The 25564-nt window shown below is 63.3% G+C and carries 21 protein-coding genes; 7 read left to right on the top strand and 14 right to left on the bottom strand.

Translation table 11 applies throughout. The features are described from left to right. On the top strand, window positions 1-720 hold a 720-nt coding region (locus VIR62_RS15685), incomplete at its 5' end, for a TrbI/VirB10 family protein (RefSeq protein ID WP_431872811.1). Window positions 721-723: 3 nt separating this feature from the next. Beyond that, window positions 724-984 (top strand): DUF2274 domain-containing protein, encoded by a 261-nt coding sequence (locus VIR62_RS15680; RefSeq protein WP_431872809.1) that lies wholly within the window; start codon window positions 724-726, stop codon window positions 982-984. Here the strand turns inward: VIR62_RS15680 and VIR62_RS15675 are convergent. The 3 genes from VIR62_RS15675 to VIR62_RS15665 all read right to left on the bottom strand — a co-directional run bounded on the left by VIR62_RS15675 (window position 893) and on the right by VIR62_RS15665 (window position 3981). Continuing rightward, the gene (locus tag VIR62_RS15675; RefSeq protein ID WP_431872807.1) at window positions 893-1846 is read right to left on the bottom strand and encodes a LysR family transcriptional regulator; all 954 of its coding nucleotides are present in this window, start codon (window positions 1844-1846) and stop codon (window positions 893-895) included. The two genes, VIR62_RS15680 and VIR62_RS15675, sit on opposite strands and share 92 nt — an antisense overlap. Before the next feature lie 111 nt (window positions 1847-1957). Continuing rightward, entirely contained in the window at window positions 1958-3346 is a 1389-nt protein-coding gene (locus tag VIR62_RS15670; RefSeq protein WP_431872806.1) for an OprO/OprP family phosphate-selective porin, read from the bottom strand. 206 nt (window positions 3347-3552) lie between these two features. Further along, window positions 3553-3981, bottom strand: a complete 429-nt coding sequence (locus tag VIR62_RS15665) for a cupin domain-containing protein (protein WP_431872805.1) — start codon at window positions 3979-3981, stop codon at window positions 3553-3555. Window positions 3982-4199: 218 nt separating this feature from the next. Between VIR62_RS15665 and VIR62_RS15660 the strand changes: the two genes are divergently transcribed. Together VIR62_RS15660 and VIR62_RS15655 are read left to right on the top strand one after the other, a co-directional pair. Beyond that, window positions 4200-5171 (top strand): LysR substrate-binding domain-containing protein, encoded by a 972-nt coding sequence (locus tag VIR62_RS15660; protein ID WP_431872803.1) that lies wholly within the window; start codon window positions 4200-4202, stop codon window positions 5169-5171. Between the two features lie 942 nt (window positions 5172-6113). Then, on the top strand, window positions 6114-6413 hold the full coding sequence (locus VIR62_RS15655) for a helix-turn-helix transcriptional regulator (protein WP_431872801.1): 300 nt from the start codon (window positions 6114-6116) through the stop codon (window positions 6411-6413). On the opposite strand, the gene VIR62_RS15650 is transcribed toward VIR62_RS15655, so the two are convergent. The 3 genes from VIR62_RS15650 to VIR62_RS15640 all read right to left on the bottom strand — a co-directional run bounded on the left by VIR62_RS15650 (window position 6343) and on the right by VIR62_RS15640 (window position 10390). Then, the gene (locus VIR62_RS15650; RefSeq protein WP_431872799.1) at window positions 6343-7623 is read right to left on the bottom strand and encodes a tyrosine-type recombinase/integrase; all 1281 of its coding nucleotides are present in this window, start codon (window positions 7621-7623) and stop codon (window positions 6343-6345) included. The genes VIR62_RS15655 and VIR62_RS15650 overlap by 71 nt on opposite strands. 294 nt (window positions 7624-7917) lie before the next feature. Continuing rightward, window positions 7918-9477 (bottom strand): glutamine-hydrolyzing GMP synthase, encoded by a 1560-nt coding sequence (guaA, locus tag VIR62_RS15645; RefSeq protein WP_431872798.1) that lies wholly within the window; start codon window positions 9475-9477, stop codon window positions 7918-7920. A 61-nt stretch (window positions 9478-9538) separates the two neighbouring features. After that, entirely contained in the window at window positions 9539-10390 is an 852-nt protein-coding gene (locus VIR62_RS15640; RefSeq protein WP_431872796.1) for a winged helix-turn-helix domain-containing protein, read from the bottom strand. Between the two features lie 217 nt (window positions 10391-10607). Between VIR62_RS15640 and VIR62_RS15635 the strand changes: the two genes are divergently transcribed. Continuing rightward, complete coding sequence (locus VIR62_RS15635; RefSeq protein ID WP_431872795.1) at window positions 10608-12185, top strand: hypothetical protein; 1578 nt, start codon at window positions 10608-10610, stop codon at window positions 12183-12185. 62 nt (window positions 12186-12247) lie between these two features. Here VIR62_RS15635 and VIR62_RS15630 read toward each other — a convergent pair whose 3' ends face one another. After that, entirely contained in the window at window positions 12248-12724 is a 477-nt protein-coding gene (locus VIR62_RS15630) for a hypothetical protein (protein ID WP_431872793.1), read from the bottom strand. A gap of 178 nt (window positions 12725-12902) precedes the next feature. Here VIR62_RS15630 and VIR62_RS15625 point away from each other — a divergent pair, with 178 nt between their 5' ends. Continuing rightward, window positions 12903-13949, top strand: a complete 1047-nt coding sequence (locus VIR62_RS15625) for a methyl-accepting chemotaxis protein (RefSeq protein WP_431872791.1) — start codon at window positions 12903-12905, stop codon at window positions 13947-13949. Here VIR62_RS15625 and VIR62_RS15620 read toward each other — a convergent pair whose 3' ends face one another. From VIR62_RS15620 to VIR62_RS15600, 5 genes are all read right to left on the bottom strand, one after another. Beyond that, window positions 13950-15038: a YeiH family protein gene (locus tag VIR62_RS15620; protein ID WP_431872789.1), complete on the bottom strand. Its 1089-nt coding sequence runs from the start codon at window positions 15036-15038 to the stop codon at window positions 13950-13952. It lies immediately after the preceding gene. A 46-nt stretch (window positions 15039-15084) separates the two neighbouring features. Continuing rightward, entirely contained in the window at window positions 15085-15426 is a 342-nt protein-coding gene (locus VIR62_RS15615) for a YMGG-like glycine zipper-containing protein (RefSeq protein ID WP_431872788.1), read from the bottom strand. A 405-nt stretch (window positions 15427-15831) separates the two neighbouring features. After that, complete coding sequence (locus tag VIR62_RS15610) at window positions 15832-16896, bottom strand: glycosyltransferase family 4 protein (protein WP_431872786.1); 1065 nt, start codon at window positions 16894-16896, stop codon at window positions 15832-15834. Further along, window positions 16896-17786 carry a UDP-2,3-diacylglucosamine diphosphatase gene (locus tag VIR62_RS15605; RefSeq protein ID WP_431872784.1) on the bottom strand — a complete coding sequence of 297 codons (891 nt, stop codon included), beginning with the start codon at window positions 17784-17786 and terminating at the stop codon, window positions 16896-16898. The genes VIR62_RS15610 and VIR62_RS15605 overlap by 1 nt, the downstream gene beginning before the upstream one ends. A gap of 72 nt (window positions 17787-17858) precedes the next feature. After that, complete coding sequence (locus VIR62_RS15600) at window positions 17859-20021, bottom strand: prolyl oligopeptidase family serine peptidase (protein ID WP_431872783.1); 2163 nt, start codon at window positions 20019-20021, stop codon at window positions 17859-17861. A gap of 125 nt (window positions 20022-20146) precedes the next feature. On the opposite strand from VIR62_RS15600, the gene VIR62_RS15595 reads away from it, so the two are divergent. Then, window positions 20147-20638: a hypothetical protein gene (locus tag VIR62_RS15595; RefSeq protein WP_431872781.1), complete on the top strand. Its 492-nt coding sequence runs from the start codon at window positions 20147-20149 to the stop codon at window positions 20636-20638. A gap of 12 nt (window positions 20639-20650) precedes the next feature. Here VIR62_RS15595 and VIR62_RS15590 read toward each other — a convergent pair whose 3' ends face one another. Together VIR62_RS15590 and VIR62_RS15585 are read right to left on the bottom strand one after the other, a co-directional pair. Then, complete coding sequence (locus VIR62_RS15590) at window positions 20651-23857, bottom strand: error-prone DNA polymerase (protein ID WP_431872779.1); 3207 nt, start codon at window positions 23855-23857, stop codon at window positions 20651-20653. After that, entirely contained in the window at window positions 23854-25530 is a 1677-nt protein-coding gene (locus tag VIR62_RS15585) for a DUF6504 family protein (RefSeq protein WP_431872777.1), read from the bottom strand. The genes VIR62_RS15590 and VIR62_RS15585 overlap by 4 nt, the downstream gene beginning before the upstream one ends. Between the last annotated feature and the right edge of the window lie 34 nt (window positions 25531-25564).

The raw sequence follows: 25564 nt of genomic DNA, 5'->3' as shown, positions 1-25564 counted from the left end.
GGCGCCGCGACGATCGCGCCGCCGCCCGCGCCGGACCTCACCGGCCTTGGCCTCGCGCCGCCACCCGCCACTCCATCGGCTCAGGATCGGCAGCTCGCATTCCTCAACGCGGCCGCCGATCGGCGCACCGTCGCACCGGATCGCGTCGCCGCACCGGCGTCGCCGTACATCCTCCAGGCAGGTGCCGTGATCGCGGCAGCGCTCATCACCGGCATCCACTCGGATCTCCCGGGCCAGATCACCGCGCAGGTGACGGAGAATATCTACGACAGCCCGACAGGTCGCATCCTCCTAGTGCCCCAGGGCACCCGAGTGATCGGTCAATACAACAACAGCGTTCAGTTCGGTCAAAGCCGCGTGCTCCTGGTCTGGAATCGGCTGATCTTCCCAAACGGTCGCTCCATTGTGCTCGAGCGCCAGCCGGGCGCCGACGTCGAGGGCTACGCGGGCCTGCAAGACGGCGTCGACTACCATTGGTGGGATCTCGCAAAGGCGGCCGGCCTCTCGACGCTGCTGAGCGTCGGCGCGGAGCTTGCGACCAATGACGACGACCGCTTGATTCAGGCGATCCGCAACGGCGGCCAGGACACGATCAACGATGCCGGCCAGCAGATCATCCGCCGGCAGCTCAATGTCGCGCCGACGCTGACCATCCGACCCGGCTTCCCGGTCCGCGTGATTGTCACGCGAGACCTGATGCTCGAACCCTACGGAGGCTGACCGATGGGCAAGCTAAAACTCGGACCGCTCGAAGACGACAAGCCGGTGAAGATTTCGGTGGAACTGCCCGCGACTCTTCACCGCGATCTCCTCGCTTATGCCGAGATTCTTGGTCGCGAAAACGGGCAGACCGTCGAGCCCGCCAAGCTGGTCGCGCCGATGATTCAGCGCTTCATGGCAACGGATCGGGGGTTTGCGAAGATGCGCCAAGGGTCCCGTATCCGTTCGCAACCGGCGGGCAGCGCTCCTCCAAAAGGCGAATGAAATTTCGCAGCGCTGGATTCTCGTTGCTCGGCATCCAATAGGCGCAAAAGCCGACGCGGGTTGAGCCGTTCCCATCGCGACTTTCGCGGAACACCATCCCGGGTGGCACTGATCCCATGCAGGATTCGCAGACCACTGTGATACCTCGTCCCGCGCTGACCAGGCTCTTCAGGCTCTCCGCGTTGACATCGTGATGGTTGATGTCCAGCGACTCACCCGGAGCCACTAGCTTGGCGGTTAGAATATCCTTGATCTCGGGCCCGGGATCGCGCGTGCTCAGCACGAAACGTTCACGCTTCAGGTCCGCCCAATTAAGGATGTCCTTGGCCGCGAGCCTATGCATCTCAGGGAGCGCAATTAGAATCCGCTCGCTCCAAAGCGCCATCGATCCACAGCCTTCCGCGTCTGGCTCGCCAGTGACGATCGCAATATCGATCGTCCCGTTTCGCAGGCCGATGCATAAACGAGAGCGTTCATCTTCGACCGCGTTGATGCGTACTTGTGGGAACCGGTGCGAATAGTCGGATAGCGTGCTGCGCAGATTTCCGGCCGAGAGCGAGGTGTAGAAGCCGACCGCTAGGTATCCAGCCTCGCCACGCCCAACGGCTGTCGCGCCGTCGACGACGAGCTGCAGTTCATTGAGAACCCGCCTGACGCCGCTGACAAAGTCTCGACCTGCTAACGTCGGCCTGACGCCGCCATTCGTCCGCTCGAACAGAACGACCCCGAGGTATTCCTCCAGATGTCTAATTCGTCGGCTGAGATTAGATTGCTTGAGAGCGAGCAAATCTGCCGCCTTACGGAAGCTGCCACAGCGCTCCGCCGCTTCAGCATATCGCAGATGTTTAAGGTCGATTGACACAAGAACGCTCGCCCCCTGCGCTAAACACCGCTGCGGGAGATCGCCTGTGTGCCGTGAAACCGGGAAGCGCCCGTTGTGTGCCGACGGCCCGCCATACCGTCAGGTTACCCATCAGAATGCGATCTGCGCGCGACCGCCGATGGCCTGATAGTCCGCGCCAACGTCGCCGCCACTGTTCCGCTTATCCACCTTGCCGTTGATGTAGTTCAACATGAAGCGCATGTTGTTGTTCACATACCAGTTCAGGCCGAGCGTGACGTTCTCCTGCCGACCGCCGAGGATATCCTTGTCGTTGAGGTCGACAACGCTGTAGCGCGCGGCAATCTCCCATGCACCCCAGTCGCCCGTCCTCCAGTCGAAGGGACGACTTGGCGTAACGCCCCCATAAGAGCCGGAGTTTGCGCTGTAGCTTCGCTTCTCGCCGGTGAGGATATAACCGCTTTGGAAGTAATAGCCACTGAAGTCGAGGTTGGGCCCGTTGCCGGGGGTCCGCTCGACGTTGAAATCGAAATACTCGCCCTGGAAGTGGAAGCTGCCGAGTGTTCCGGCCAGTTCCGCGCTCAAGACGCGCGCGGAGTCGATCGGAAGAGCGCCAGTACCCAAAATACGGTTGCCGTCGATGCGCATCTCGATCCGGTCTCGGAGGTTCAGTTCTGAAGCGCCCGTCGGTGCGTCGAACAGGTACTGCACGTCGCCGCCGATCAGGAGCGAGGCATCGTTGGTCAGAACCGGCAGGAAAACCGCCCGTCCGGTTACAGCGGCCTGCCTTGCATCGCGCGATCTCCTATCGGAGGCCGGTCCCGAGAGGAAGGCGCCCGCCCACCATCGTCGGTCGTTGGCGGTGATGCCGAAAGCTGAACGCGTGGCGCCGCCGATGCCGGCGGCGACTTCCACGGGCGCGGCTCTCTCCATAAAGGTGATGTTGTTGTTGCTTGTAGCTCGGTCGAGCATATAGGGCACGCTGAGAATACCGCCCCAGATCTTGAATGGTTCGAAGCCGCTATAAGTAAGATAGCCCTTGTCGAGGACCACACTGGTGGCGCCGCCGGACCCGCCGCCCTCAAAGACGAAGCTGTACTCCCAGTCATCCAGGAACGTACCGATGACGCCGAACTGCGCTCGGCGCGCGATCACGCCGCCGACAAGGTCCTGCGGCGTCGTGGCTGCAGTGTTCGGCTGGTAGTTGTAGCCGCCGAAGTCGAGTTGCAGGCGGCTCGTGAGCGAGATGCAGTTTCGCCCGTCGGAACTGCAGATCGTCGGCCGGTTGCTGGAGGACATCCGTATGCTGGGCGAGTCGGCGGGCGGCGCCGTTTTGATCGCAGCCACCTGCTTGACAGTCCTTCTAACTCCCTGCCGCCCCTTGGCAACGTCCCTTTTCAGGACCGCGACTTCTTTCTGCAGCTTGCTGATCTCCGTCTGCAGCACTTCCAGCCGGGCGACGGCGGAATCCTGCGCGGCGGCGGGCGCGCCAGCGAGAACCGCAACAGCAGCAATCGCCACCGTGAGATGACTCCGTATCGTTCCGTGTAAATGCATCTCTACCCTATGCGAATACCTACTTGGTTTCAGCGGGCGCGTACGTCGCCTTGGGACGATCGCTACGCTAGCGCCGACAAGAGCAGCTCCGTGCAGATCCGAGCCGCTTCACTTGATGTGCCTGCCCATTAGGATCCTGCTCGTACTGATGCTCAGACCCAGACACAAAGTTAGTCTTTCAGTGGCTTTGGAATGGACCGTCCTTTGTCCTTTTCAGCCACGATGAATTCGAGAAAGCGGAGCCGTTCCGTCGAACTCGGATTCCAGTGCGCATGAGTGGTACCCGCCGGAACGAACAAACTATCGCCCGCTCGCAAGGTAACCGGTGGCTTGCCTTCCTCCTGCCAGACTCCGGTTCCGGAGAGGATGCGGAAGGTGATAGCCGCTGGATGAAAGTGCCGCGGATTGATGCCACCCGGTTCATATTCGACGTGGTAGACGGCGACTTCTTGGTTCGCCGTATCGGGCACGGCCATTTTCAACAATGGCGCATGCGGGACTACTCCTCGCTTTTCTTGGGCGGAGACCGGCTGGGCGTAGAGCATGCATAGAACTCCTGCTGTTAAAATGCCGATGCTGAAGTGAGAACCTTTGATCACGCCTTGCCTCCCGACGTTGCGAGATGTCTGACCGCCGGGCTGCCAGAGCCGGGTGCGCATATGGCGATCGACCCCATTGAAAACAGAGCCCGAACTCGTAAGTCCGATCGTGGTGCCCTGCTCATAGTGTCCAATAATGGAAGGCACATTGGCGTGCTGATGGTTGCGCCGCAAATGCTTTTAACTTAGTGTGTAGCCAACAAAAAGTTGGGGTCCATATGGCGCGGCGATTGCCTTCATTGAACGGACTGCGCGCGTTCGAAGCGGCCGGCCGGCATGGCAGTTTCACCGCTGCGGCGCGGGAACTGAACGTCACACAAACTGCAGTGAGCCGCTTGGTTCGCCTGCTGGAGGACCGTCTCGGCTTTGCGCTGTTCCGACGGCATGCGAGCGCGCTCGAGTTGACCGCTCAAGGACAAGCGCTGCTGCCCGGTCTTACCGATGCTTTCAATTCAATCGCCCGCCTCACCGAAAGCGTCGCAGCGATGCGCGGCGGCCCTGTGCTTACGGTGGGAGTGGGACCGACCCTCGCGGTCAGCTGGCTGATCCCACGGCTGGCGAACTTCTATCGCAGCCATCCCGACATCGAGGTGCGCGTGGCGACCGGAGGCGCGACCCGCGCGGTGCGTGACGACTGGACTTGCACCATCCGGCGCGATACCGACGCGCTGCCGGGCTATACTGCTGAGCGCTTGTTCCCCAGCGCCGTCGTGCCGGTCTGCACGCCGGAACTCGCGTCAATGCTGCGCTCACCCGACGACTTGCTCAACGCAACTCTGATTGTCGCGTCCAACATGCCCAACGAATGGCCACACTGGTTCGAGGCGGCGCGCCTACGCTCTCCGCTCCATTCCGCCGGGGAGGTGTCATTCGAGAGCAACGCTATGGCGATGCAGGCGGCGCTGGATGGCGTCGGAATCGCCATCGCTCAATTCCCTTATGTCAGCGATGCCCTGGCAGCGGGCCGCTTGGTCGCACCATTCCCGATCGTCGCGCCCACAGGAGATGGCTGGCTTCTAGAATACCGGCCTATTCATCGGGAAGATCCAGCACTTCTAGCTTTCCGCGAATGGCTGCATCAGGAAGCTGAATGCGAACGTCAAGTTGAAACCGAGTTCGTGAACCGAGGGTCAATGAGGACAATAAGACCGCGTGCTAGCGTCCGTAAGCGTCAGCGGCGAGATCGCTAGCGAATTCTGATCCTAGCTGAACTGATCCGGTTCCTGGATCATCCTCGACGTGTGAGATTTCATACCTCTGCCCAAAATATCGTCGCAGATTTCCAGATGAAGCCTAGGCTCCTTGGCCAAGCGGCGGCCTAGGGCATAGAGAACTTTGTCGGGCCGCTCCCCGGCCGTGGCCCGCGTGGCGGCCTGCGCAGCGTCCGGTAACTGCGGCGTCGAGGCGAGCCAAAGCGGATGAACACCGCGCCTTCCTAGCTTGCGGCTGGCGCACGACAAAAGCTAGTTGATCCCCTGGACTTGGCGAATGCGGCTGAACAACAGCGCGTGCTCCCACCTTCGAGTACGCCGGAATTCGAGGACGTCGTCGAACGAAGAGGGCCACGGGACCATCCCGACTTAGTCGTCCGGCTGGTCCAGCCCGCGCCAGGCTTCGCGCACCTCTTCGCCTTACGATGGGCGGGATGATATCCCTGTCCGTGTGGCTTTACCTTTTTGGTGACGATGCAGCGCGCACTGCTAAGCGGGAGGACCAAGGTGGCGCACTTCCCAACTCCCGCAGGGTAGGAACTCCCCCGTCAAACTGCCTTCTCTGCGCAGTTCACGAGCGTACGCCCATCTCTATGGACGACCTGCAATCAATCGTATTGGCTTTGGCGAGGCTCGGATGCTCGCGGCGGCATTCGCAGGTCGAAGGTCGGAATATCATAGCGTCCCAGCGGAGACGTAATTATTAGTTTCATCCACGCTGGGGCAACCGAGAGGATTCGAGCTTGTGACCTTTGCCTTCGGAGCGCCACAGCTCTTTTGAGAGATCGATGCATCGATCACCCGGTCAGACAGCTTTCTATTTGTACGCCACGGTATCCTGCTATCCGACATCTGAATTTCCTCTCTTCCCTTTCGGGGCCTATCGCGCTCATTTCCTAAAAAGGAGGAGCTGAGGAGACGATGATGGCTCACCGAAATAACAGTCCAATCAAGCGGACCATCCGTCGACAGCAGCTGCGCGAAATGGTGCCGCTCGCCGACAGCACAATCTACGAAATGGAGCAGCGCGGGGAATTTCCGCAGCGGTTTGCACTCTCGCCGCGCTGCGTCGTCTGGGATCTGGCGGAGATCGAAGCCTGGCTAGCCTCGCGCAGGTCGGCCCCTATTACCCGCGCGCCGTCGCCCGATGTCAGGCAACGGCGCTCGCGCCCAGTTCGAGAGCCGGGTCCGGCTCAAACATCGGCATCGAAGGCGGGATGAGTACGGGCGCTCGTTTCTTGCCTTCGGCCCAAGCGTCGATGATGTCCGACCATTCCTGCATCATATGGCGGCGCTGCGCTTCATACTCCGCCTTGTTGTATACCCCGCGTGAGGATCGGCCATCCTCGTGCGCCAAGCACTTCTCGATCCAGTCGCTGTTGAAGCCCAACTCGTTCAGCAGCGTGGAGCCAGTCCTCCGCAGGTCGTGGACGGTGAAGGGCTCAAGCGGTAACCCCTCCTTCTTCGCTTGCTCGACAACCGCGTAGGTGACGCGATTGAACGTCGCGCGTGACATAGGGGCATTCGCGTCGTAGCGCGACGGCAGGAGGTATCTCGAATTGCCGGCGCAAGTCTTCAGCGCAATCATGATATCGAGCACCTGGCGCGACAGATAGACGTTGTGCGCTTTCGAGCGCTTCATCCGCTCCTTCGGGATCGTCCAGACCGCGTTTTCGAAATCGACCTCGTCCCATGTGGCGTCCTGCAACTCGCTCTTGCGCACCATAGTCTGCAGGTAAAGTCGCATGCCGAGCCGGATGGTCGGCAATGTCGCCACCATTTCGAGCAGCTTGAGCATGATCCTAATCTCGGTGGGCGAGAGCGACCTGTCCTTCGGCACGAATGTCGCGATTGATGCCGGGCCCACATTGTCAGCCGGGTTGGCGACCCTCTCGCCGTGCAGAATCGCGAAGCCGTAGATCTGCTTGAGAATGTCGCGGACGTGGATCGCCGTCGCCGGCGCACCGCGAGCGACGATGGCTCCACAATGGGCCCGCAAGTCATCCGGTGTGATCTCTTTCAGAAGCCTGCTTCGCCACTTAGGTAGCAGCTCGCGCTCGAAGATGGATCGCCGCATCGCGCGCGTGCTGTCCGCCATCGGTGCGCCGGTCAGCCATTTCTCGCCAAATTCGCCAAAGCTCTTCGCTTCCAGGAGACGGCGCTTATCGCGCTGCTTTTCGATCGCCGGTGATCGCCCCTCGGCGATGGCCCGTTTGGCGTCGATGCACAGCTCCCGAGCCCGAGCCAGCGACAGCCCGGCTGGACCGTATTTGCCGAAGGTGACGGTCTCACGCCGCCCGTTCATCCGATAATCGAGCTGAAAAGTAAGCGTTCCGGACGGTCTTACGAGCACATACATGCCGTCGCGGTCCGTGACCTTGTAAAGTTTGTCTTTGGATTTCAGATGCTTAAGGGCTGCATCGGTCAGCATTTTGACCACCTCCACGAAAAAAGACCGTCAGGCCATTTTCTGGCTTCCTCTTGTAAAAATCTCTTTTTCTTCCAAAGGCTTAGATAGAAAAAAAGACCGTCAGAGGCACCCAGGACCCTGACGGTATAAGATGAAATCGGCTTTCGCAATGGGAGACCATACCGTCAGAGAGTCCGTCAGCCACGATCTATGCCAGCCGATAGTCCTCGAACGAGGATGGAGAGTTTTATTTTTAATATCAGGGTGTTAGATCGTATTTACGGACACTGTCGGATACCCCGGGATAGGCAAAAATCATTCCCACTCAATCGTGCCGGGGGGCTTCGACGTATAGTCGTAGACGACCCGGTTGATGCCCTTGACCTCGTTGATGATGCGGGTGGCGCAGCGGGAGAGGAAGGCGGCGTCGAAGGGGTAGATGTCGGCAGTCATGCCGTCGGTGGAGGTGACGGCGCGCAGCGCGCAGACACTGTCATAAGTGCGGTAATCACCCATCACGCCGACCGTCTTGACCGGCAGCAGCACCGCGAAGGCCTGCCAGATGGCGTCGTAGAGGCCGGCGTTGCGAATTTCCTCCAGATAGACGGCGTCGGCCTTGCGAAGGATGTCGCAGCGCTCCTTGGTGACTTCGCCCGGAATGCGAATGGCGAGGCCGGGGCCCGGGAAAGGATGGCGTCCGACGAAGGCGTCGGGCAGGCCCAATTCGCGGCCGAGCTCGCGCACCTCGTCCTTGAAGAGCTCGCGCAGCGGCTCGACCAGCTTCATGTTCATGCGCTCGGGAAGGCCGCCGACATTGTGGTGGCTCTTGATGGTGACCGAGGGTCCGCCGGTGAAGCTAATGCTCTCGATCACGTCCGGATAGAGCGTGCCCTGGGCCAGGAAATCGGCGCCGCCGATCTTGCGCGCTTCCTCCTCGAACACGTCGATAAACGTCTTGCCGATGAACTTGCGCTTGGCCTCGGGATCGCTGACGCCGGCGAGGCCGGAGAGGAACAAAGTCTCGGCGTCCACATGGACGAGCGGGATGTTGTAATGGTTGCGGAAGAGGCTGACGACCTGCTCGGCCTCGCCGAGGCGCATCAGGCCGTGATCGACGAAGACGCAGGTGAGCTGATCGCCGATCGCCTCGTGGATCAGCACCGCCGCGACGGCGCTGTCGACGCCGCCGGAAAGGCCGCAAATCACCTTCCCCTCGCCCACTTGCTCGCGGATCTCCGCGATCTTGGTGGCGCGAAACTCGGCCATGGTCCAGTCGCCGGCAAGGCCGCAAACATGCCTCACGAAGTTGGCGATAAGCCTGCCGCCGTCGGGCGTGTGGACGACCTCGGGGTGGAACTGGACACCGTAGAAGCGCTTCTCGTCATGGACGGTGGCGGCGAAGGGGGCGCCTTCGGACTGGGCGACGATGCGGAAACCCTCGGGCAAAGCCTCGACTTTGTCGCCGTGGCTCATCCAGACCTGGTGCTTCTCGCCCGGCGCCCAAAGGCCATCGAAGAGGGGGCATTCGTCCCTGATCTCGATGAAGGCACGGCCGAATTCGGCATGATCGCCATTGACGACCTTGCCGCCCAGTTGCTCGGCCATCAGCTGCTGGCCATAGCAGATGCCAAGCATCGGCACCCCCCCCTCGAACAAGGCTTCGGGCGCGCGGGGGCTGTCCTCGGTCGTCACCGAAGCGGGTCCGCCGGAGAGGATGATGCCCTGGGGCTTCATTCGCTGGAACGCCTCCAGCGCGCTGCTGAACGGGGCGATTTCGCTGTAGACGCCCGCCTCCCGCACCCGCCGGGCGATGAGCTGCGTCACCTGGCTTCCGAAATCAACGATGAGGATGGAATCGCTGGGCTGGACGGTCATGGCGGCGCGATAAGCAGCACGGCGCGGCCTGTAAAGCGACACCGCAGGCAAGCCATCGGACTTACTCCGCCCTTCGCGTACCGCCGAAAAGCGGCAGTATGGCCGCGTAAAGCTCGTCCGGCGTAACGATTGCCCCTTGTCCTCCAGCTTCGGCGACAAGCGTTCGTTGTGCCGCGGACGGCACGACCGTGTAAACGAAGAATGGCGTGCCATCGTTTCGCCGGCGCATTTCCCGGGCTAACTTGAGGCCGGCCAGCGGCTTGTCATTGCGGTTAATGTCGGAAATCACCGCGCCGTATTCGTACATCGCCAGCAGCGCCAATGCGTCTTTGCTGGTCGTGACCTGGTAAACCGCTATCTTGCGCCTCTCGAGAAAACGCCTTTCTTCAGCGTTGTTCACCGGATGGTCGTCGACCCACAGCACGCGACCGACGGCATCCGCGGGCTCACCCTTGATCAGGCGCAGTTCTTGGGTGCTCTGCGTTTCGCCGGAACGCTCGCCCAATCCCACTGCCGCGAGCGCGGCCAATCCAAGTGCCGAAAGGATAAAGGCAAGGCGAGGGACCCGGCCCACGCGGGGCAGCGCGTCCGGCTCCAGTGAGTCGGCGGTCCGCAGGTCCGCCACCAGCCGGTAGCCATGGCCGTGGGCCGTCTCCAGTGCCCGGGCATCTTCGCCGAGCGCCCGCCGCAGCCGACCTATCGCCTTGGCCAGCGAGTTTTCGTGGACAACCCGGCCCGGCCAGCCCGCTTCGAGCAAGCGGTCCTTGTCGACGTCTTTGCCGTCTTCGCTCAGCAAAACCGAGAGAATGGCCACGCAGGCGCGGTCGAGTTCGACGGGTCGGCCTGCAACCGAGAGCCTGCCACGCGCGTGGTCGAATTCGAATTGGCCAAAACGCGTCACGCTGCTGCTCATGCGACCCCTTGCCGTTTTTTACCCTCGGTACCGAGCGAAGTCGAGATGGTCCGCGCCGCGCGCTGCGGGGCGCGATTTCATAATTTTTCAGGATTGGGGAAAGACCCCAACCGAAAGTCTTGCCTATCGATTTGGCCGAAATTTCATTTGATCCGAACGAGGCGACGGCGGGGGCTCTCACACAGCACCGCGACGACTCAAGGGGAAGGCTATGAAAATGGACCCGCGACATTCGATGACGGCAACGGCGGCGCTGGCCGCGACAATCGCGCTGGCAATGTCGCAACCCTCCGCGGCCCAGGACGCGCAGGCCGCGGATGCTCAGCAGGGGCTTAGCAAGGACAATCTCAAAGACCTTAAGGGCCGGGATGATTTCTCCGATTATGTCGAGAGCACTCTTTCCAAGATGGAAGCCGCGCGGCGTCGCGATGAGTGCGAAGGATTGCAACGGCTGAAGCAAACACTAGGAACCGCTCTTGCCTTCGCCGAAGCAGCGAAGGCGTTCCCGCCCGAGACCATCGCGAACTGGCGGCGTCGATCCAACATGATTCTCCAACGGCCCTGCCCTCCCTCCAACGCGGGGCCACCCATCGAGAGCGTGTTGGAAGATATCGGGCCGAGGCCGGTGATAGTGGACCGGCCCGAGAGCCAGCCCGACGAACCCGAGAATATCCCGCCGGAGTCGTCGGGCGGTCAGGATGTCGAAAACGTGCTGGATGATATCGAGCCGGTTCGGCCCGGTGAACCTGCGCGACCGGCGGAGGAGGCGCCGCAGCCCATCTATGCGCCAGTGCTGTTCGAAGGTTGGGACAGGCTCGCCGAAATTCTGTTTGGCTTTAGAGAAGTCGAAATCCCCCCCGCCGGCATCGGGGTGATGCGCGACGGCTTCGTGGAAGGGCCTGACGGGGAATCCGAGGGCGCCGAGGAGTCCTTCGCGGGCGAGACCGAGGAGAGCGTTGCGACGATGTCGCTCGATGCCTCCGCGCGGTTCGGACGCTTCGGGATCGGCCTTTCCTATGCCGAGGGCGACGCGAGTAACAGCTTCGCGATTCCGGCCGATTCGGGCGTGGATTCGGGCATCGTCTATGGCGCGCCCGCGCCGAGCGGAAGCTCGGGCATCATCACGCCGTTCGGACTGACCGGCGGCACCGAGGTCGAGCTCAAAAGCTATGGGATCGAAGCCGATTTTTCGCTGAACAAAAGATTCAGCGATGGGTGGATGGCGGCAAGCGGCCTGCAGTTGAATGATTGGAGCCTCTACGCCGGCTTCGAGCGCATAGAGCGCGATTACGATGGATTCGCTTCCTACTCTGGAACGGCGCCCGGCGGCTTCGTCTTCGAGTTCAGTCAGGACCGGCGGCAGGAGATCGACGAAAGCTATTACCGCGTTGGCACCGCGATCGGGGTCGCGGTTCCGCTCGGCGGGCGTTGGATCGGTCATTTCGATGCCCTGGCAGGCGGCTACTACCGCGACAGCAACCTTGAATCGGTCGAGCGGAACATGAGCAATTTCGGCCCGATGGCGGACCGCGATTTCGTGAACGAGGTCGAGGATTCGGAGGATGGCTTCGGCTTCGAGGGCGAAGCTGGCGCGGCGCTGGAGTTTCGGCTGTCGCCGCGCTTCTCGATCTTCGCCGGAGGATCGGCCCGCTACCTGTCGGACGTGGGCGCGATCTTCAATCCCAATTCGGGCGACCAAGTGTTCTTCGACGGCCTCACCACCACGCTCCAAACCGAGGATATGTGGAGCTATCAGGGCAAAGCCGGGATCGTCATCCGCTTCGGCGGGAGATAGGCAAAAAAAGCGCGCGGGTCTTATCGACCCGCGCGCCACTTGTTTAAGGCCCGTCAAATCCGTCAGATGCGGAAATCATGGACCCGGCCGTTCCGCGCGTAGCAGGTGAAGGATTCGCGGTCGTAATCGTAACCGCGGCCCCAACGGCCGTAATTATAATCACGGACATAGGTCCGGCCGCGGACGCGATAGCCATCATAGCCGCGACGATCGACGTCGGTGATCTCCACCCGGCCGCCGTAACGCTGGGCCGTGCGAGCACAGGCGTTCACCGAAGCCTGCGGACCACCATAACGGTAACCGTCATAGTAGCCGCCGTAAGTGCGGCCATAGCGGCCGTATCGATCATAGCGATCGTTATCGGTCAACGCATCGATCGCAATCGCGGCGCCGCCGATAATCGCGATACCGGCGGCGATATCGCCGAGATCGATGTCGTCGTCATAATCGCGCCACTGGGCCTGGGCCGGCGCGGCCGCGGCAAGGGTTACGAGAGCGGCTGCGGCGGCGCCGGTCAAGATTTTCGGAAACTTTCTCATGGCAAACCTCCATTCAAAAAACCGCCCAAAATTCATGAGCTTGCTTCTCTTTTAGCAAGGCCGCCATGACCTCGCGCTGAACTCGTTTGTCGCCTTCCGTTCAGGTTCAACCGCTGGTTAACTCGGCCTTAGCCCTTTCCGACCTAGCTGGACGCGAGACGAACGGACGGGCGGGACGATGCCGAGAAGAATCAAGGCGCTGATGGACCAGTTGGAGAGCGAAGTTGGCCGTTTCGCCGCGGCTAATGAGCGTATCGCCAAGCAGACCAATTTCCTGGCGCTCAATGCGACGATCGAGGCAGCCCGCTCCGGCGAAGCCGGGCGCGGATTCGCCGTCGTCGCGCAGGAAGTGAAGGCGCTTGCCGGCCAGGCGCGCGCCGCTTCCAAGGATTTCCGGGCGCTGGTGATCGACCGGCTCAAGACCGGATCCGACATCGCCGACAGCCTGGTCGACGATATCGAGGGCAGCCGCCTCGCCGAATTCGCCTTCGCCACGGTCCAGACTTTCGCCCGCGCCGTCTATTCGCGCAGCACCGACATACGCATCCTCGCCACCGACGAAGCGATCGTCGCTGCGATCCGGGACCCGGAAGACCGCGCCAAGGTTTCGAAGGCCGAGGACCGCCTGCGCGCCGCGATGCGCTTCTCGCCTTATTACCTCAACGCCCTGTTCGCGACCCGCGCCGGCAAGGTGATCGGATCGGCCGATCCCCGGAGCGCGCTGCTCGGCGTCGATGTCGGCGGCGAACCGCAATTCGCCAAGGTCATCGAGAGCCGCTCGGTCGACGACTGGTTCACCGACGCGGTGTGGGAGAATCCCTATTCGGCGGGCAGGCAGGTGCTGATCTTCGCCTGCGGAATTCGCGCGCTGGAAAATGACGGGCAGCCGGCCGAGGGCTGCCTTTACCTCGAATATGACTGGGAGCGGAACGCGGCCGAGCAGCTCCAGACCCAGATGGCGGCGGCCGACAAGGAGATACGCGGCGCTACCATCCGGATCATGGAGCATGGCGGCCGCATCGTCGCCTCCACCGCCCCGGGCGAGTTCGACAAGCACCACCCGCTGCCCGCCGACCGCGCCCCGCGCGGAACGCTGTCGCAAAGCGACAAGGTCGTCGCCTATGCCGATGCCAACGACCGCGGCGGCCGCAACTCTTTGAACCTCACCTGCGTCATCGAGCACGACATCGTGACCGGCGAGGAAGCCGCAGCGCTGGCGGCCTGATCAGAGCGCCAGCAGGCGGATCAGCAAGAACGCGACAAGGCCAAGAACCAGAAGCGACAGCGTCACGACGCTGGTGACGCTCATCCCTGCCTTCGCCACGGTGCGGACATCGACGCCCAGACCCAGCGCCGCCATCGACAGGATCGTCAGCCAGTCGGCGAGCTCCGACGCCGGTCGAAGCGCAGCCTGCGGTATAGCACCCGCAGAACGCGCGGCCGCGAGCGCCACGAAACCAATGATGAACCAGGGCAGGAGTTGGTGCAGCCGCGGCTTTGTGCCCGGCGGCGTCTCGCCGACCTTGATGGTCGATTCGCCCGTGTCGGGTTCAGCACGGAGCCGCCCCGCGAAAAGGGACAGCAGAAGGACCACCGGTCCAAGCATCAGCACGCGCACCAGCTTTACCAGCGTGCCCACCTGCGCCGAGAGCGAGCTGATCGGCGCGGTCGCCGCCAGCACCTGCGGCACCGCGTAGACGGTAAGGCCGGCGAGCACCCCGTAGGCCTGCGGCGTCATGTGGAGTGCCAGCGCGATGAACGGCAGGATCAGCACGACGGCCACGCCCAGGACGGCGGTGAAGGCGATTGAGGCGGCGACGTCCTTGCTTTCGGCCCCGATCACCGGAGCCACCGCCGCGATGGCCGAATTGCCACAGATCGAATTGCCGCAGGCGATCAGCACCGCCATCCGGCGCGGAAGCCCGAACAGCCGTCCAAGCCAGTAACTCGCGGTCAAGGCGACCGCGACGACCGCCGCGATGCCGGCCAGCATCGGCAGCCCGGCGGCGGCGAGGGCGCTGGCGCTCAGCGTCGCGCCCAGCAGAACGACGGCCACTTCGAGCAGGAATTTGGCGCTGAACCGGATGCCGGGCAGCCAGAGGCCGCCGGGTGTCCAGAACGAACGGACGGCCGCGCCCACGAGGATGGCGAGAACGAGCGCCTCGATCCAGGCGCGTCCGAGGAGAGCGGCTTCCACGCCCTCCAAACCCATCGCTGCAGCCGTGATCGCGCCGCACAGCAACACGCCCGGCGCGATCTCGACCCATTTCCACGCGGACGGCAGCGCCCGCCCCCCTTCAGATGCGGCGGCCATGCCCGCTTATCGGGCGTTGGCCGCGACAATCAAAGGCAAAATGCCGTCAGCAGCGCCGGTCGTAGTCGTACACCCGCCGCGCGTCGCGGTCGACGTAGAAGCAATAGCCGCGCTCGTCGCGATACCAGCCCGGATCGCTGTCACTGGCGATGGCGCCGACGATCCCGCCGATCACGGCACCACCCGCGGCACCTTCCAGCGGATCAAGACCTTCAACCACGGCGCCCACGCCGGCGCCAACGGCGGCGCCGACGGCCGCACCGGTAGCAGCACCCCTGATGTCGCGATTATCGTCGTAACCATAGCCGTAGCCGCGGTCATAGGTCGTGCAGGCACCGAGCGACATGCTGGCGGCGAGCACAATTCCGATCATTCCTGTCTTACGCATGACCCAAACTCCCTTGGCGAGAAAACCGGACGACGCATCATGCTGGCGACGAACGCCGAAGCACGTGCATGTCCTGATGCCAGGAGACAACGGGAGCCTCCTCATTTCGTTCCTGCAATAGTGCCCTGCCTGCGTCCCGCTCAGCCGGTGGAGAACGCCCCAATCCGCCACGAGTCACCTCGGCTCTCCGGCGATGAAGCAAAAGCGACACATGGCAATGGTATGAAGGCGGTGCGCAAAGGACAGGACGAGGCTCGTTCAGATGACGATTTCGGATGTGATGAAGGGGCTGTTCGACATCTTCCTCCTTCTGCTCAAAGTCGCGGCCTGTGCGGCAATCATCCTGGCTGTCGGCCTGGGAACGGCGCTCTTCGGGCGCGGGCGCGGCTCCGCCGGACACCGCCGTCACGAACCCGCCAAGGCTCCCATGCGGACCGGGCCTTCGACCTGATCCGGTGAAACGCCCGCCCCGAGCGGTACGAGCGCGCCCTCGAACTGCCTGGCGCTCGCTTCCCAACTGAACCTTCGCCCGTAGGCGGCGCAGACGGTGCGGTCGCGGCTCAATGCGTTTCCGATGGCATAGCCGAGATCGGCGTCCATGCACGCCACCGTCGAATCCAGCACGTCGACAGGCCCGGCGACGGGATAGGCGGCGACCGGCGTGCCGCACGCCAGTGCCTCTATCATCACCAACCCGAACGTATCGGTCCGGCTCGGAAAGACAAACACGTCCGCCGCCGCATAGGCCGAGGCGAGCGCGGCGCCGTGCAGCGAGCCCATGAATGACACACCGCGATATCGCCCCTTGAGCGCCTTGAGCGCCGGCCCGTCGCCCACCACGACCTTGCTTCCCGGATAACCCGCGTCGAGGAAGGCTTCGATATTCTTCTCGACGGCGACGCGCCCGACATAAAGCTGGATGGGCCGCTTCAGTGACCGAAGGGCCGCATGGGGCGAGACCTCCGGATGGAAACAGTCGAGGTCGACGCCCCTCCCCCACGGGCGCGTCCGCTCGATGCCGTGGCGCAGCAACTGCTCCGCGACCGTCGGGGTCGAAACCAGCACCGCGCGTGCCGGCCCGTGGAACCAGCGGATATAGCTCCAGAACCAGCTCGCAGGAAGACCCGTGCGACTGGCGAGATAGTCGGGAAACTGGGTGTGATAGGCGGTGGTGAAGGAGAGGCCCAGCTCAAGACACCAGCGCCGTGCCGCCAGCCCGAGCGGCCCCTCTGTCGCGATATGGATCGCATCAGGCGCCATGGCGGCAATCATCGATCCGACGCGCCGCCGGCCGGCCAGCGCCAGCCGTATTTCGGGGTAGGTTGGACAGCGAAGCGATCGAAAGCGGCCGGGGGATATCAGGCTCACCTCGTGCCCCGATCTCTCGAGCGCACCGCTGACAGCCTGCAATGTCCTTACGACGCCATTTACTTGCGGCGCCCAGGCGTCGGTGACGATCAGGATCCGCATCAGGCGGCCACCTTGACCCGGGCCGCCTCCGTCCCCCGCGCGACGACTTCGTCCGCCCAGTGCAGGATTTCGAGGCTGCCGTCGAAATGCTCGACCAGCGCCGTGCAACTCTCCACCCAATCGCCGTCATTATAGTATGTGACGCCATCGAAATCGCGCGTCTCGGCCGTATGGATATGGCCGCAAACAACGCCATCGACCTTGCGCATTCTCGCCTCATGGGCGACCGCGTCTTCGAAGCGGGAGATGAACTCGACCGCATTCTTGACCTTGCGCTTGGCATGCTTCGACAGCGACCAATAGGGCAGGTTGAAGAGCCGGCGGACCGCGTTCACCGCCACATTCAGCTTCATCAGAAATTCGTAGGCGGCGTCGCCGGCGAAGGCGAGCCAGCGATGGCCCATGACCACCGCGTCGAATTCGTCGCCATGGAGAACCAGCAGCTGGCGGCCGTCGGCCGTTCGGTGGATCGCCTTTTTCCTGATCTGGACGCCGCCGAAATTCATGCCGGCGAACTGGCGGAACATCTCGTCATGATTGCCGGGAATATAGATGACGTCGGTGCCGCGCTTGGCGCGCTTCATCACCCGGCTGACGATGGCATTGTGCCTTTCGGGCCAGAAGTAGCGCTTCTTCATCCGCCAGCCGTCGATGATGTCGCCGACCAGATAGAGCGTGTCCGAATCGACATGATCGAGAAAGTCGATCAGCAGGCGATCGTTGCAGCCGCGCGTGCCGAGATGGACGTCGGAAATCCAGATCGTCCGGTAGCGCCGTCGCGGCGCCCCGGATGGGCCGACGCTCTTGTCGATCTTCGAAAGCTGCTTGCGCAGTCGTTCCATCGACACGCCTTCGGCAGCCGTCCCGTCCCAATCACTGTGAACCGTCATCTCGCCTCCCCCGGCTGGGTTTGGCTACGAGCTTATGGCGGAGGAATGTTACATCTTGAATCGCAGGGCTTTTTACGGCGCCTGCTTCTCCACCTTCATGCCGGTGTGATGGGCGATGAAGGCCCACATGTCGGAATATTCCTCGATGATCTTGTCGGTCGGCTTGCCCGAGCCGTGGCCCGCTCGTGTCTCGATGCGGATGAGGTGCGGCGCGCCCTCCGGGTCGGCGTGCTGCATGGCGGCGATATATTTGAAGCTGTGCCCCGGCACGACGCGGTCGTCAGTGTCGGCGGTGGTCGCCAGCACCGGCGGATAATCCGCCTCTCCATCGATGTTGTGATATGGTGAGTATCCGAGGAGGGTCTTGAAGTCCGCCTCCTCGCTCGGATAGCCATAGTCATCGACCCAGTAGCGACCGGCAGTGAAGCGGTCGAAACGGAGCATGTCCATCACGCCGACCGCCGGCAGCGCGGCGGCGAACAGGTCCGGCCGCTGGTTGACGACGGCGCCGACGAGCAGGCCGCCATTGGAGCCGCCCTGGATCGCCAGCTGATCCTTGCCCGTGATCCCTTGAGCGATCAGATATTCTCCGGCCGAGATGAAATCGTCGAACACGTTCTGCTTGTGGTCGAGGCGGCCGGCATCGTGCCACGCCTTGCCATATTCGCCGCCGCCGCGAAGGTTAGCGACGGCCAGCACGCCGCCCTGTTCCATCCAGGCGATCCGCGTCGCCGAGTAGCTCGGCGTCAGCGAGATGTTGAAGCCGCCATAGCCGTATAGCAAGGTCGGCGCCGGGCCGGTGATGCCCTTCTTTTTCACAACGAACATCGGCACGCGGGCGCCGTCCTTCGATGTGTAGAAATGCTGGCTCACATCGAAGGTCGCGGAATCGAACTTCAGCTCCGGCTGCGCCCAGGCGGTCGCTTCCCCGCTCGCCACGTCGTAGCGGTAGATGGTGGTGGGCGTCGCGAAGCTGGTGAAGGAGAAGAAGGTTTCCGGATCGCCCGCTTCGCCGTCGAAACCGGTGGCGGTGCCGATCCCCGGCAGCGCGATCCTGCCCTTGGACGCCCCGTCGAGGGCGTAGCGCCGCACTTCGGTCTTCGCGTCGACGAGATAGGAGGCGATCAGCGTGTCACCGACGATCGAAGCGCCGTCCAGGGTCGCTTCATCCTGGGCCACGATTTCGACCGGCGCCGGATCGGCCACGGCCACATCGAGCGTGACGACCCTAAGCCGCGGTGCATCCTTGTTGGTGGCGAAATAGAAGGTCGTGCCGCGATTGCCGATATAGGACCAGTTATTCTCGAGCTTGGCGATCAGCGTGCGCGGCGCCGCGCCAGGCTCCGAAAGGTCGATCAGCGTGATGGCATATTTGTCGTCCGTGCCTTCGGTCGTGGTGACGATCAGCCAGCGGCCGTCGTCGGACACTTCGGCGAAGTGCCCCCACTTGGGCTGGTCCGGAGTCGCGTAGATCTTCACGTCTTGAGACTGCGGCGAGCCAAGGCGGTGGAAGTAGATGGCCTGGTCAGTATTCAGCGCCTGGAACTTCTCGCCATCCTGAGGCTTCGGAAAGCGCGAATAATAGAAACCAGAACCGTCCCTGGCCCAGGCGAGATTGGAGAATTTGACCCACTCGACGGTGTCGGCGAGCGGCTGGCCGGAAGCGACGTCGAGCACTTTCACGGTCCGCCAGTCGGTGCCGCCATCCTGTACCGAATAGAGAAGCCTCCGGCCGTCCTCCGACGGGACCCACTCGGCGAGCGCCGTCGCGCCGTCCCTCGACCATGTATTGGGATCGATCAGCAGCCTGGGCTCACCGTTCAGCGCGGCGCGGACGTAGAGGACCGACTGGTTCTGCAGCCCGTCGTTGCGGGTGTAGAAATAACGGCCGCCCTTCTTCTCCGGGATGCCGAAGCGCTCATAATCGTAAAGCTCGGTGATCCGCGCCTTGAAGATATCGCGGCCGGGCAGCGTTTCCAGATAGGCGTCGGTGACGACATTCTGCGCGGTCACCCAGTCGCGCACTTGTCTGTCCTCGCGAACGTCGTTCTCGAGCCAGCGATAGGGATCGGCGATTTCGATGTTGAAATGCGTCTCGACCAAGTCCTGGCGCGTCGTCGCCGGATAGTCGAATTCGGGATTGGCGGCGGTGGCGGCTTGGGTGGCTTGCATGGCGGGGGCTTGGGTTCCGGCAAGAGTGAGGAGAGGCAGGAGCAGCAGATAGGCGTGGCGCATCGGGCTGAGAACCTTCGGGAGAGGAGCGGAGGTGTGGAGCTAAGCCAGCCCCACGAAGCTTGTCCAGTTCGATATGCGCCCAGAACGATCTGGAACTCTCGAGCGCGCGGTTCCGTTCTCGGTCCATGGAAACGCGCGCTCGACTGATAGTCAGCCTGCTGGCGCTTGTGCTCGCGGCACTCAGCCTCGGCCCTTCTTATGTCCATCTGCTGGAGGCGCAGCCGCGGCTGGAAATCTGGTCGCCCGAACTGTGGCGTGAGACCACGGTGTTCAACGGCCAGTTTCGGCTGTTCGCGATCGTCGGCGCGCCGGTGGAGATGGCGACGTTGCTCGTGACCGCCATCCATGCCTGGCTGCTGCGCCGCGAGAAGCCCGCCTTTCGCTTCGCTGCGCTGGGGGCGCTGCTTTACCTGCTGAGCTTCGTCACATGGCTGCTGTGGGTAGCGCCGGCGAACTCGGTGCTGGCGACCTGGACGCCGGGGCCCATGGCCGGGAATTTCGAGGCGGTCCGCGCGCGTTGGGAGAGCGGCCATATGATGATCGCTGCGATCAAGCTGCTGGGATTCATCTTGATCGCCCTGTCGGTGCTGGTCCGCCTCCCTCGTAAAAAGTCGTGACGACCGGCCTCTCTAGTGGAAGTTGCGGCTTTTAAGTTTGATCAGCATGTCCGGATCCTTGGCCGCTCGGTGATCGCTCCCGCCGTGGAGGGCGCCGTCGCCGGGATCGGGGCGGGGGGGGAAGTCGCGATCGCCGACGGAGCGGATGAGATGGGTCATATCCTCCAGACGATCGGTGACGATGTGGATGACCTCGCCTTCCTTCTGGAGCGTCCCCTTCACGCCGATCATTGGCGCCGACATGACGGTCCGCCGATGCCCATCGAAGATGCGCTGCCAGAGGATCGCGTTGGCGATGCCAGTCTCGTCCTCCAGGGTGATGAAGGTTACGTTGCCCTTGCCAGGCTTCTGGCGGATGAGCACGATCCCCGCCACCTCGACCTTGGTGCCGTCCTTGAGCCGGGCAAGATCGGCCGCTCGGGTGATGCGGCGGCGGTCGAGCTCGGGCCTCAGGAAGCTCAGCGGATGGGCGCGAAGCGAAAGCTGGACCGTGCGATAGTCCTCGACCACCTCGCGTCCCTCCGCCATCGGCCTCAGCAGAACGTCCGGCTCGTTGCCGGATTCGCGGGCATCAGCAGCGGCGAACAGCGGCAGCCGCGCCTGACCGAGACCACGCACCTGCCAAAGCGCCTGACGTCGGCTTAGCCCGAAACAGGCAAAGGCGTCGGCATCGGCGAGCTTCTCCAGCGTCGCCGCCGGCACGCCCGAACGGCGCCAGACATTCTCGATCGAGGAGAAGGGCATATCCCCGCGCACGGCGAGGATTTGAGCGGTATGGTCGTTGGAAAGCCCCCGCACCATGCGAAGCCCAAGGCGTAACGGCAGCAGCCCCTCCCCTTCCTCAAGCGTGCAATCCCAGCGGCTCCGGTTGATACAGATGGGCCGCACCTCCACTCCATGCTCGCGCGCATCGCGGACGATCTGGGCGGGCTGGTAGAAACCCATCGGCTGCGCATTGAGCAAAGCCGCGCAGAAAATCTCGGGATGATGACATTTCATCCAGGACGAGGCGTAGGCGATCTTGGCGAAGCTGGCGGCATGACTTTCAGGAAAACCGTAGCTGCCGAAGCCCTCGATCTGCTTGAATGTGCGAGTGGCGAAGTCTCTAGTGTAGCCGCGTTTGATCATTCCGCCGATCATTTTGTCTTCAAAATGGGTGACGCCTCCGGTGGACTTGAACGTGGCCATGGAACGCCGGAGCTTGTCGGCCTCGGCCGGCGTGAATCCGGCGCCGACGATCGCCACCCTCATCGCCTGCTCCTGGAAAAGCGGCACTCCCCTTGTTTTCTCCAGAACTTCGCGAAGTTCGTCGGAAGGATATTCCTCCGCCTCCTTTCCTTCTCGCCGGCGAAGATAAGGATGCACCATGTCTCCCTGGATAGGGCCGGGCCGGACGATCGCGACCTGGATGACGATGTCGTAAAAATCCTTCGGCCGGAGCCGGGGCAGCATCGACATCTGCGCCCGGCTCTCGATCTGGAAAACGCCGATCGTGTCGGCTCTGGATATCATTTCGAAAACCTTGGGGTCGTCTTTCTGCATCTCCTCGGATGAGAGGGTGAGACGAGGACCTTTGTGATCGGCGAGCAGATCGAAGGCGCGGCGCATGCAGCCGAGCATGCCGACGCCGAGCACATCGACCTTCATGATCTTCAGCTCTTCAAGATCGTCCTTCTCCCATTCGATGACCCTCCGATCCTCCATCGTCGCGGGTTCGATCGGGACGAGCTCGTCAAGACGGTCGCGAGTGAGAACGAAACCGCCAGGATGCTGACTGAGATGGCGAGGCGTGCCGACCAACTGACGCGTAAGCTGGAGCGTCAGTTCGAGACGCGGGTCGCTCCTGTCGAGCCCGATTTCATCGACATGCCGTTCGGCGACGCCGTCGTTGGACCATCCCCACACCTGCCCGGACAAGGCGCCCGTCAAGTCGTCCGGGAGGCCCAGCGCCTTTCCGACCTCGCGGACCGCCCCTCGGGTCCGATAACGGCTGACCACGGCTGCGAGCGCGGCATGTTGATGGCCATAGGTTTCGTAGATCCACTGGATCACTTCCTCGCGCCGTTCATGCTCGAAATCGACATCGATGTCGGGCGGCTCATCCCGGCTTTCGGAAATAAAGCGTTCGAACAGCAATTTATGCTCGATCGGATCGATCGAGGTGATGCCGAGGACATAGCAAATCATCGAATTGGCCGCCGACCCCCGCCCCTGGCAGAGTATCTTCTGGCTGCGGGCGAATTGGACGATCGAATTGACGGTCAGGAAATAGGACGCGTAGCGGCACGCGTCGACGAGCCTCAGCTCATGCTCCAGCAGATCCGAATAATTTCGCGGCGGTCCTTCCGGAAATTTGACGGCAAGCGCGGTTCGGGTCAGCTGCTCCAGCGCGTCCTGCGGTGTGCGGCCGGACATGACGATCTCGTCGGGATATTGGTAGCTCAACTCGCGCAGGTAGAAGGTGCAGCGTTCGGCAATGTCTCCCGTGGCGCGGACGGCGTCGGGATAATCCTTGAAACGACGCTCCATCTCCGCCGGATTTTTGAGATAGCGATCGGCATAAAGTTCGCGGCGGAAGCCCAGTTCGTCGATCGTGCATTTGTGGCGGATGGCGGTGACGACATCCTGCAGCATGCGCTTGTCGGGAGAATCGTAGAGAACGTCGCCCATGGCGAGGCCGCGCAGGCCGTAGCGCCGGGCAAGGATGTCGAGCGCATGAAGGCGCGCCGCCTCCCCCGGGCGGCGGCGATGCGTCAGCGCCAGATGGGCGCGATTGCCGAAGATATCCGACATCTGGGCAAGCGCGGTTTCGGCGACCGCGTCGGCTTCATCCGGGATGAAGGCCGCGACCAAGCCCTGGCTCCAGGCGGCGACATCCTCCCAATGGAGGAAGCACTGGCCCTTCTCGCCTTTCTTGCGGTCGATGCGGCTCTTGCCGATGGTGAGGAGACGCATGAGGCGGGACCAGCCGGCGCGATCCTCCGGCCAGACTAGCAGCGACGAACCGTCCATCAGGTCGAGCCGGCATCCGGCGACGAGACGCACGCCGGTCTCGTCCGCGGCCCGAAGTGCCTTGACTAAGCCGCCCACGGTGTTGCGATCCGTGATCCCGATCGCGGAATAGCCGAGCAACCTGGCGGCCGCGAACAGCTCCTCCGCGCTCGAGACGCCGCGGAGGAAGCTGAAATGGGTGGCGATCTGGAGCTCGACGTAAGTCATCCGAACGCGCCTTGAACCCACCAGCTGAGGTCGCCGGTCCGGCCGTCCACCGCATCGCCCCGACGATAGAGCCAGAAGCGGGCGCCTTCCTCATCCTCCACCTGGAAATAGTCGCGCACCGCTTCCGCCTCGGCGGTTCGGCGCCACCATTCGCCGTAGATGCGCTCGGGTCCGTCGGCGCGGCGGACGACGTGCGTTCGCCCGCGCCAGGTGAAACGGCGGGGCGGGCCGTCGGGGAGGAGTGCGATGACATTGTCGACCGGCTCGGCGCGTTGAAAAAACCTCACGGGACGCGGCCAGCGGGGCCAGTTTTCCGGAGTGTCGAGCGGAGAGAGGCGGCGGACGCTGCGTTCGGGGACATCGCTTTCGACGGCGCTCATCCGAAACAGGCGGCGGGCGCCGAGGCGGCCAGCGAGGCGGTCGATCAGGGGGACGAGATCGGGCGCGTGTTTGTCGCCAGCGAGAATGTTGGCGATCGACACGGGGCCCAGGGGTTCGCAGCGTATGGCGACGAGGCGCATGGCCTCGATGCCGAAACCGGGTTCGATCGTCTCGATCTTCATGGCGAACAGGCGCGTGAGATGCGCGGCGTCGCGGGTGGCGCGCGCAGTGCCGATCGAAAGGCGCTGCTCGGCGCCGTCGACGCGAAGGCAGACAAGCGTGAGGGCGCGGGCGGCGAGACCTTCTTCCTCCAGCGTGCGGATGAGGGCCGCCACCAGATCGGCCAGCACCTGCTCGATGGCTTCGGCGGTGGCGATCGGCTCGACGAGGCGGAGGGTCGCCTGGGGCGGATCGGCGGGAACGATAGGCTCGAACGCCTCGGCGGCGCAGCCCAGCGCCTGGTGCAGGCGGGTGAGCAATCCTTGCCCGAAGCGGCGGACGAGGGGCGCGGCGGGCATCTCCATGATGTCGCCGATCCGCTCGATGCCGAGGCGGCGCGCGGGAGCGAGCACATCCTCGCCGACGCGAAGGGCAGCCAAAGGGAGAGGCGCGATCGCCTGAGTCGCTTTCCCGGATGGGCAGAGCAGAACCGTCTCGTCGCCATGCCGGGCGAGCGCATGAGCGGCGCCATAGCTGTCTGCGACGGCGATGCGGGTGGTGAAGCCCAGGCGTGCGCAGAAGGCGACGATACGCTCGCCCATCCGTCGCTCGCCGCCGAAAAGATGCGTGACGCCACTCAGGTCGAGCCAGAGGCCGTCCGGGCCGGAGAGAGCGGCCCGCGGCGTCCAGCGGCGGGCGGCGAAGAGAGCGAGGCGAGTAAGGAAGGCGGCATCGACCTCCGGCTCCGCGTCGCGGATATCCAGATCGGGGATGAGAATGCGCGCCTTCGTCAGCGGCGTGCCCGCGTGCAGCCCGAGTTCCCGGGCAGTCGGACAGGCAGCGGCGATCTCCATGCGTTGACCGACGCGATGGATGGTGACGAGGGGCGCAGTGGCCCGCTGCCTGTTCGCGCTCCAGCCATACGCTCGGAACGAAGGGCTTTTCTCCTCCTCCCGCGCCCATCGCGCACCTGGATTCCAGCCGCTCGCAAAGCCGCTTTCCTCGAAGGGAAGAACCGGAGAAAACGGGTTTACCGCATCACGATCAAGCCGCGTGCCGGACTTCACCCGATCGATCCGCCGCAGGCGATCGGTCGCGAGGTTCGGCAGGTAGAGCGAGGCGACCCTCGGCATCTGTAGCCTCCACAAGAATTTCGAATGGCTCGCC

The organism is Allosphingosinicella sp., assembly GCF_036570505.1.
GTDB lineage: Bacteria > Pseudomonadota > Alphaproteobacteria > Sphingomonadales > Sphingomonadaceae > Allosphingosinicella.
Note: the sequence above shows the minus strand (reverse complement) of the source record. Positions and strands in the feature narration are given on the sequence as shown.

Coding starts and splice junctions, on each gene's coding strand:
- VIR62_RS15680 (WP_431872809.1), top strand. CDS start 724: ATGGGCAAGCTAAAACTCGGACCGCTCGAAGACGACAAGCCGGTGAAG.
- VIR62_RS15660 (WP_431872803.1), top strand. CDS start 4,200: ATGGCGCGGCGATTGCCTTCATTGAACGGACTGCGCGCGTTCGAAGCG.
- VIR62_RS15655 (WP_431872801.1), top strand. CDS start 6,114: ATGATGGCTCACCGAAATAACAGTCCAATCAAGCGGACCATCCGTCGA.
- VIR62_RS15650 (WP_431872799.1), bottom strand. CDS start 7,623: ATGCTGACCGATGCAGCCCTTAAGCATCTGAAATCCAAAGACAAACTT.
- guaA (WP_431872798.1), bottom strand. CDS start 9,477: ATGACCGTCCAGCCCAGCGATTCCATCCTCATCGTTGATTTCGGAAGC.
- VIR62_RS15640 (WP_431872796.1), bottom strand. CDS start 10,390: ATGAGCAGCAGCGTGACGCGTTTTGGCCAATTCGAATTCGACCACGCG.
- VIR62_RS15635 (WP_431872795.1), top strand. CDS start 10,608: ATGGACCCGCGACATTCGATGACGGCAACGGCGGCGCTGGCCGCGACA.
- VIR62_RS15630 (WP_431872793.1), bottom strand. CDS start 12,724: ATGAGAAAGTTTCCGAAAATCTTGACCGGCGCCGCCGCAGCCGCTCTC.
- VIR62_RS15625 (WP_431872791.1), top strand. CDS start 12,903: ATGCCGAGAAGAATCAAGGCGCTGATGGACCAGTTGGAGAGCGAAGTT.
- VIR62_RS15620 (WP_431872789.1), bottom strand. CDS start 15,038: ATGGCCGCCGCATCTGAAGGGGGGCGGGCGCTGCCGTCCGCGTGGAAA.
- VIR62_RS15615 (WP_431872788.1), bottom strand. CDS start 15,426: ATGCGTAAGACAGGAATGATCGGAATTGTGCTCGCCGCCAGCATGTCG.
- VIR62_RS15610 (WP_431872786.1), bottom strand. CDS start 16,896: ATGCGGATCCTGATCGTCACCGACGCCTGGGCGCCGCAAGTAAATGGC.
- VIR62_RS15605 (WP_431872784.1), bottom strand. CDS start 17,786: ATGACGGTTCACAGTGATTGGGACGGGACGGCTGCCGAAGGCGTGTCG.
- VIR62_RS15600 (WP_431872783.1), bottom strand. CDS start 20,021: ATGCGCCACGCCTATCTGCTGCTCCTGCCTCTCCTCACTCTTGCCGGA.
- VIR62_RS15595 (WP_431872781.1), top strand. CDS start 20,147: ATGGAAACGCGCGCTCGACTGATAGTCAGCCTGCTGGCGCTTGTGCTC.
- VIR62_RS15590 (WP_431872779.1), bottom strand. CDS start 23,857: ATGACTTACGTCGAGCTCCAGATCGCCACCCATTTCAGCTTCCTCCGC.
- VIR62_RS15585 (WP_431872777.1), bottom strand. CDS start 25,530: ATGCCGAGGGTCGCCTCGCTCTACCTGCCGAACCTCGCGACCGATCGC.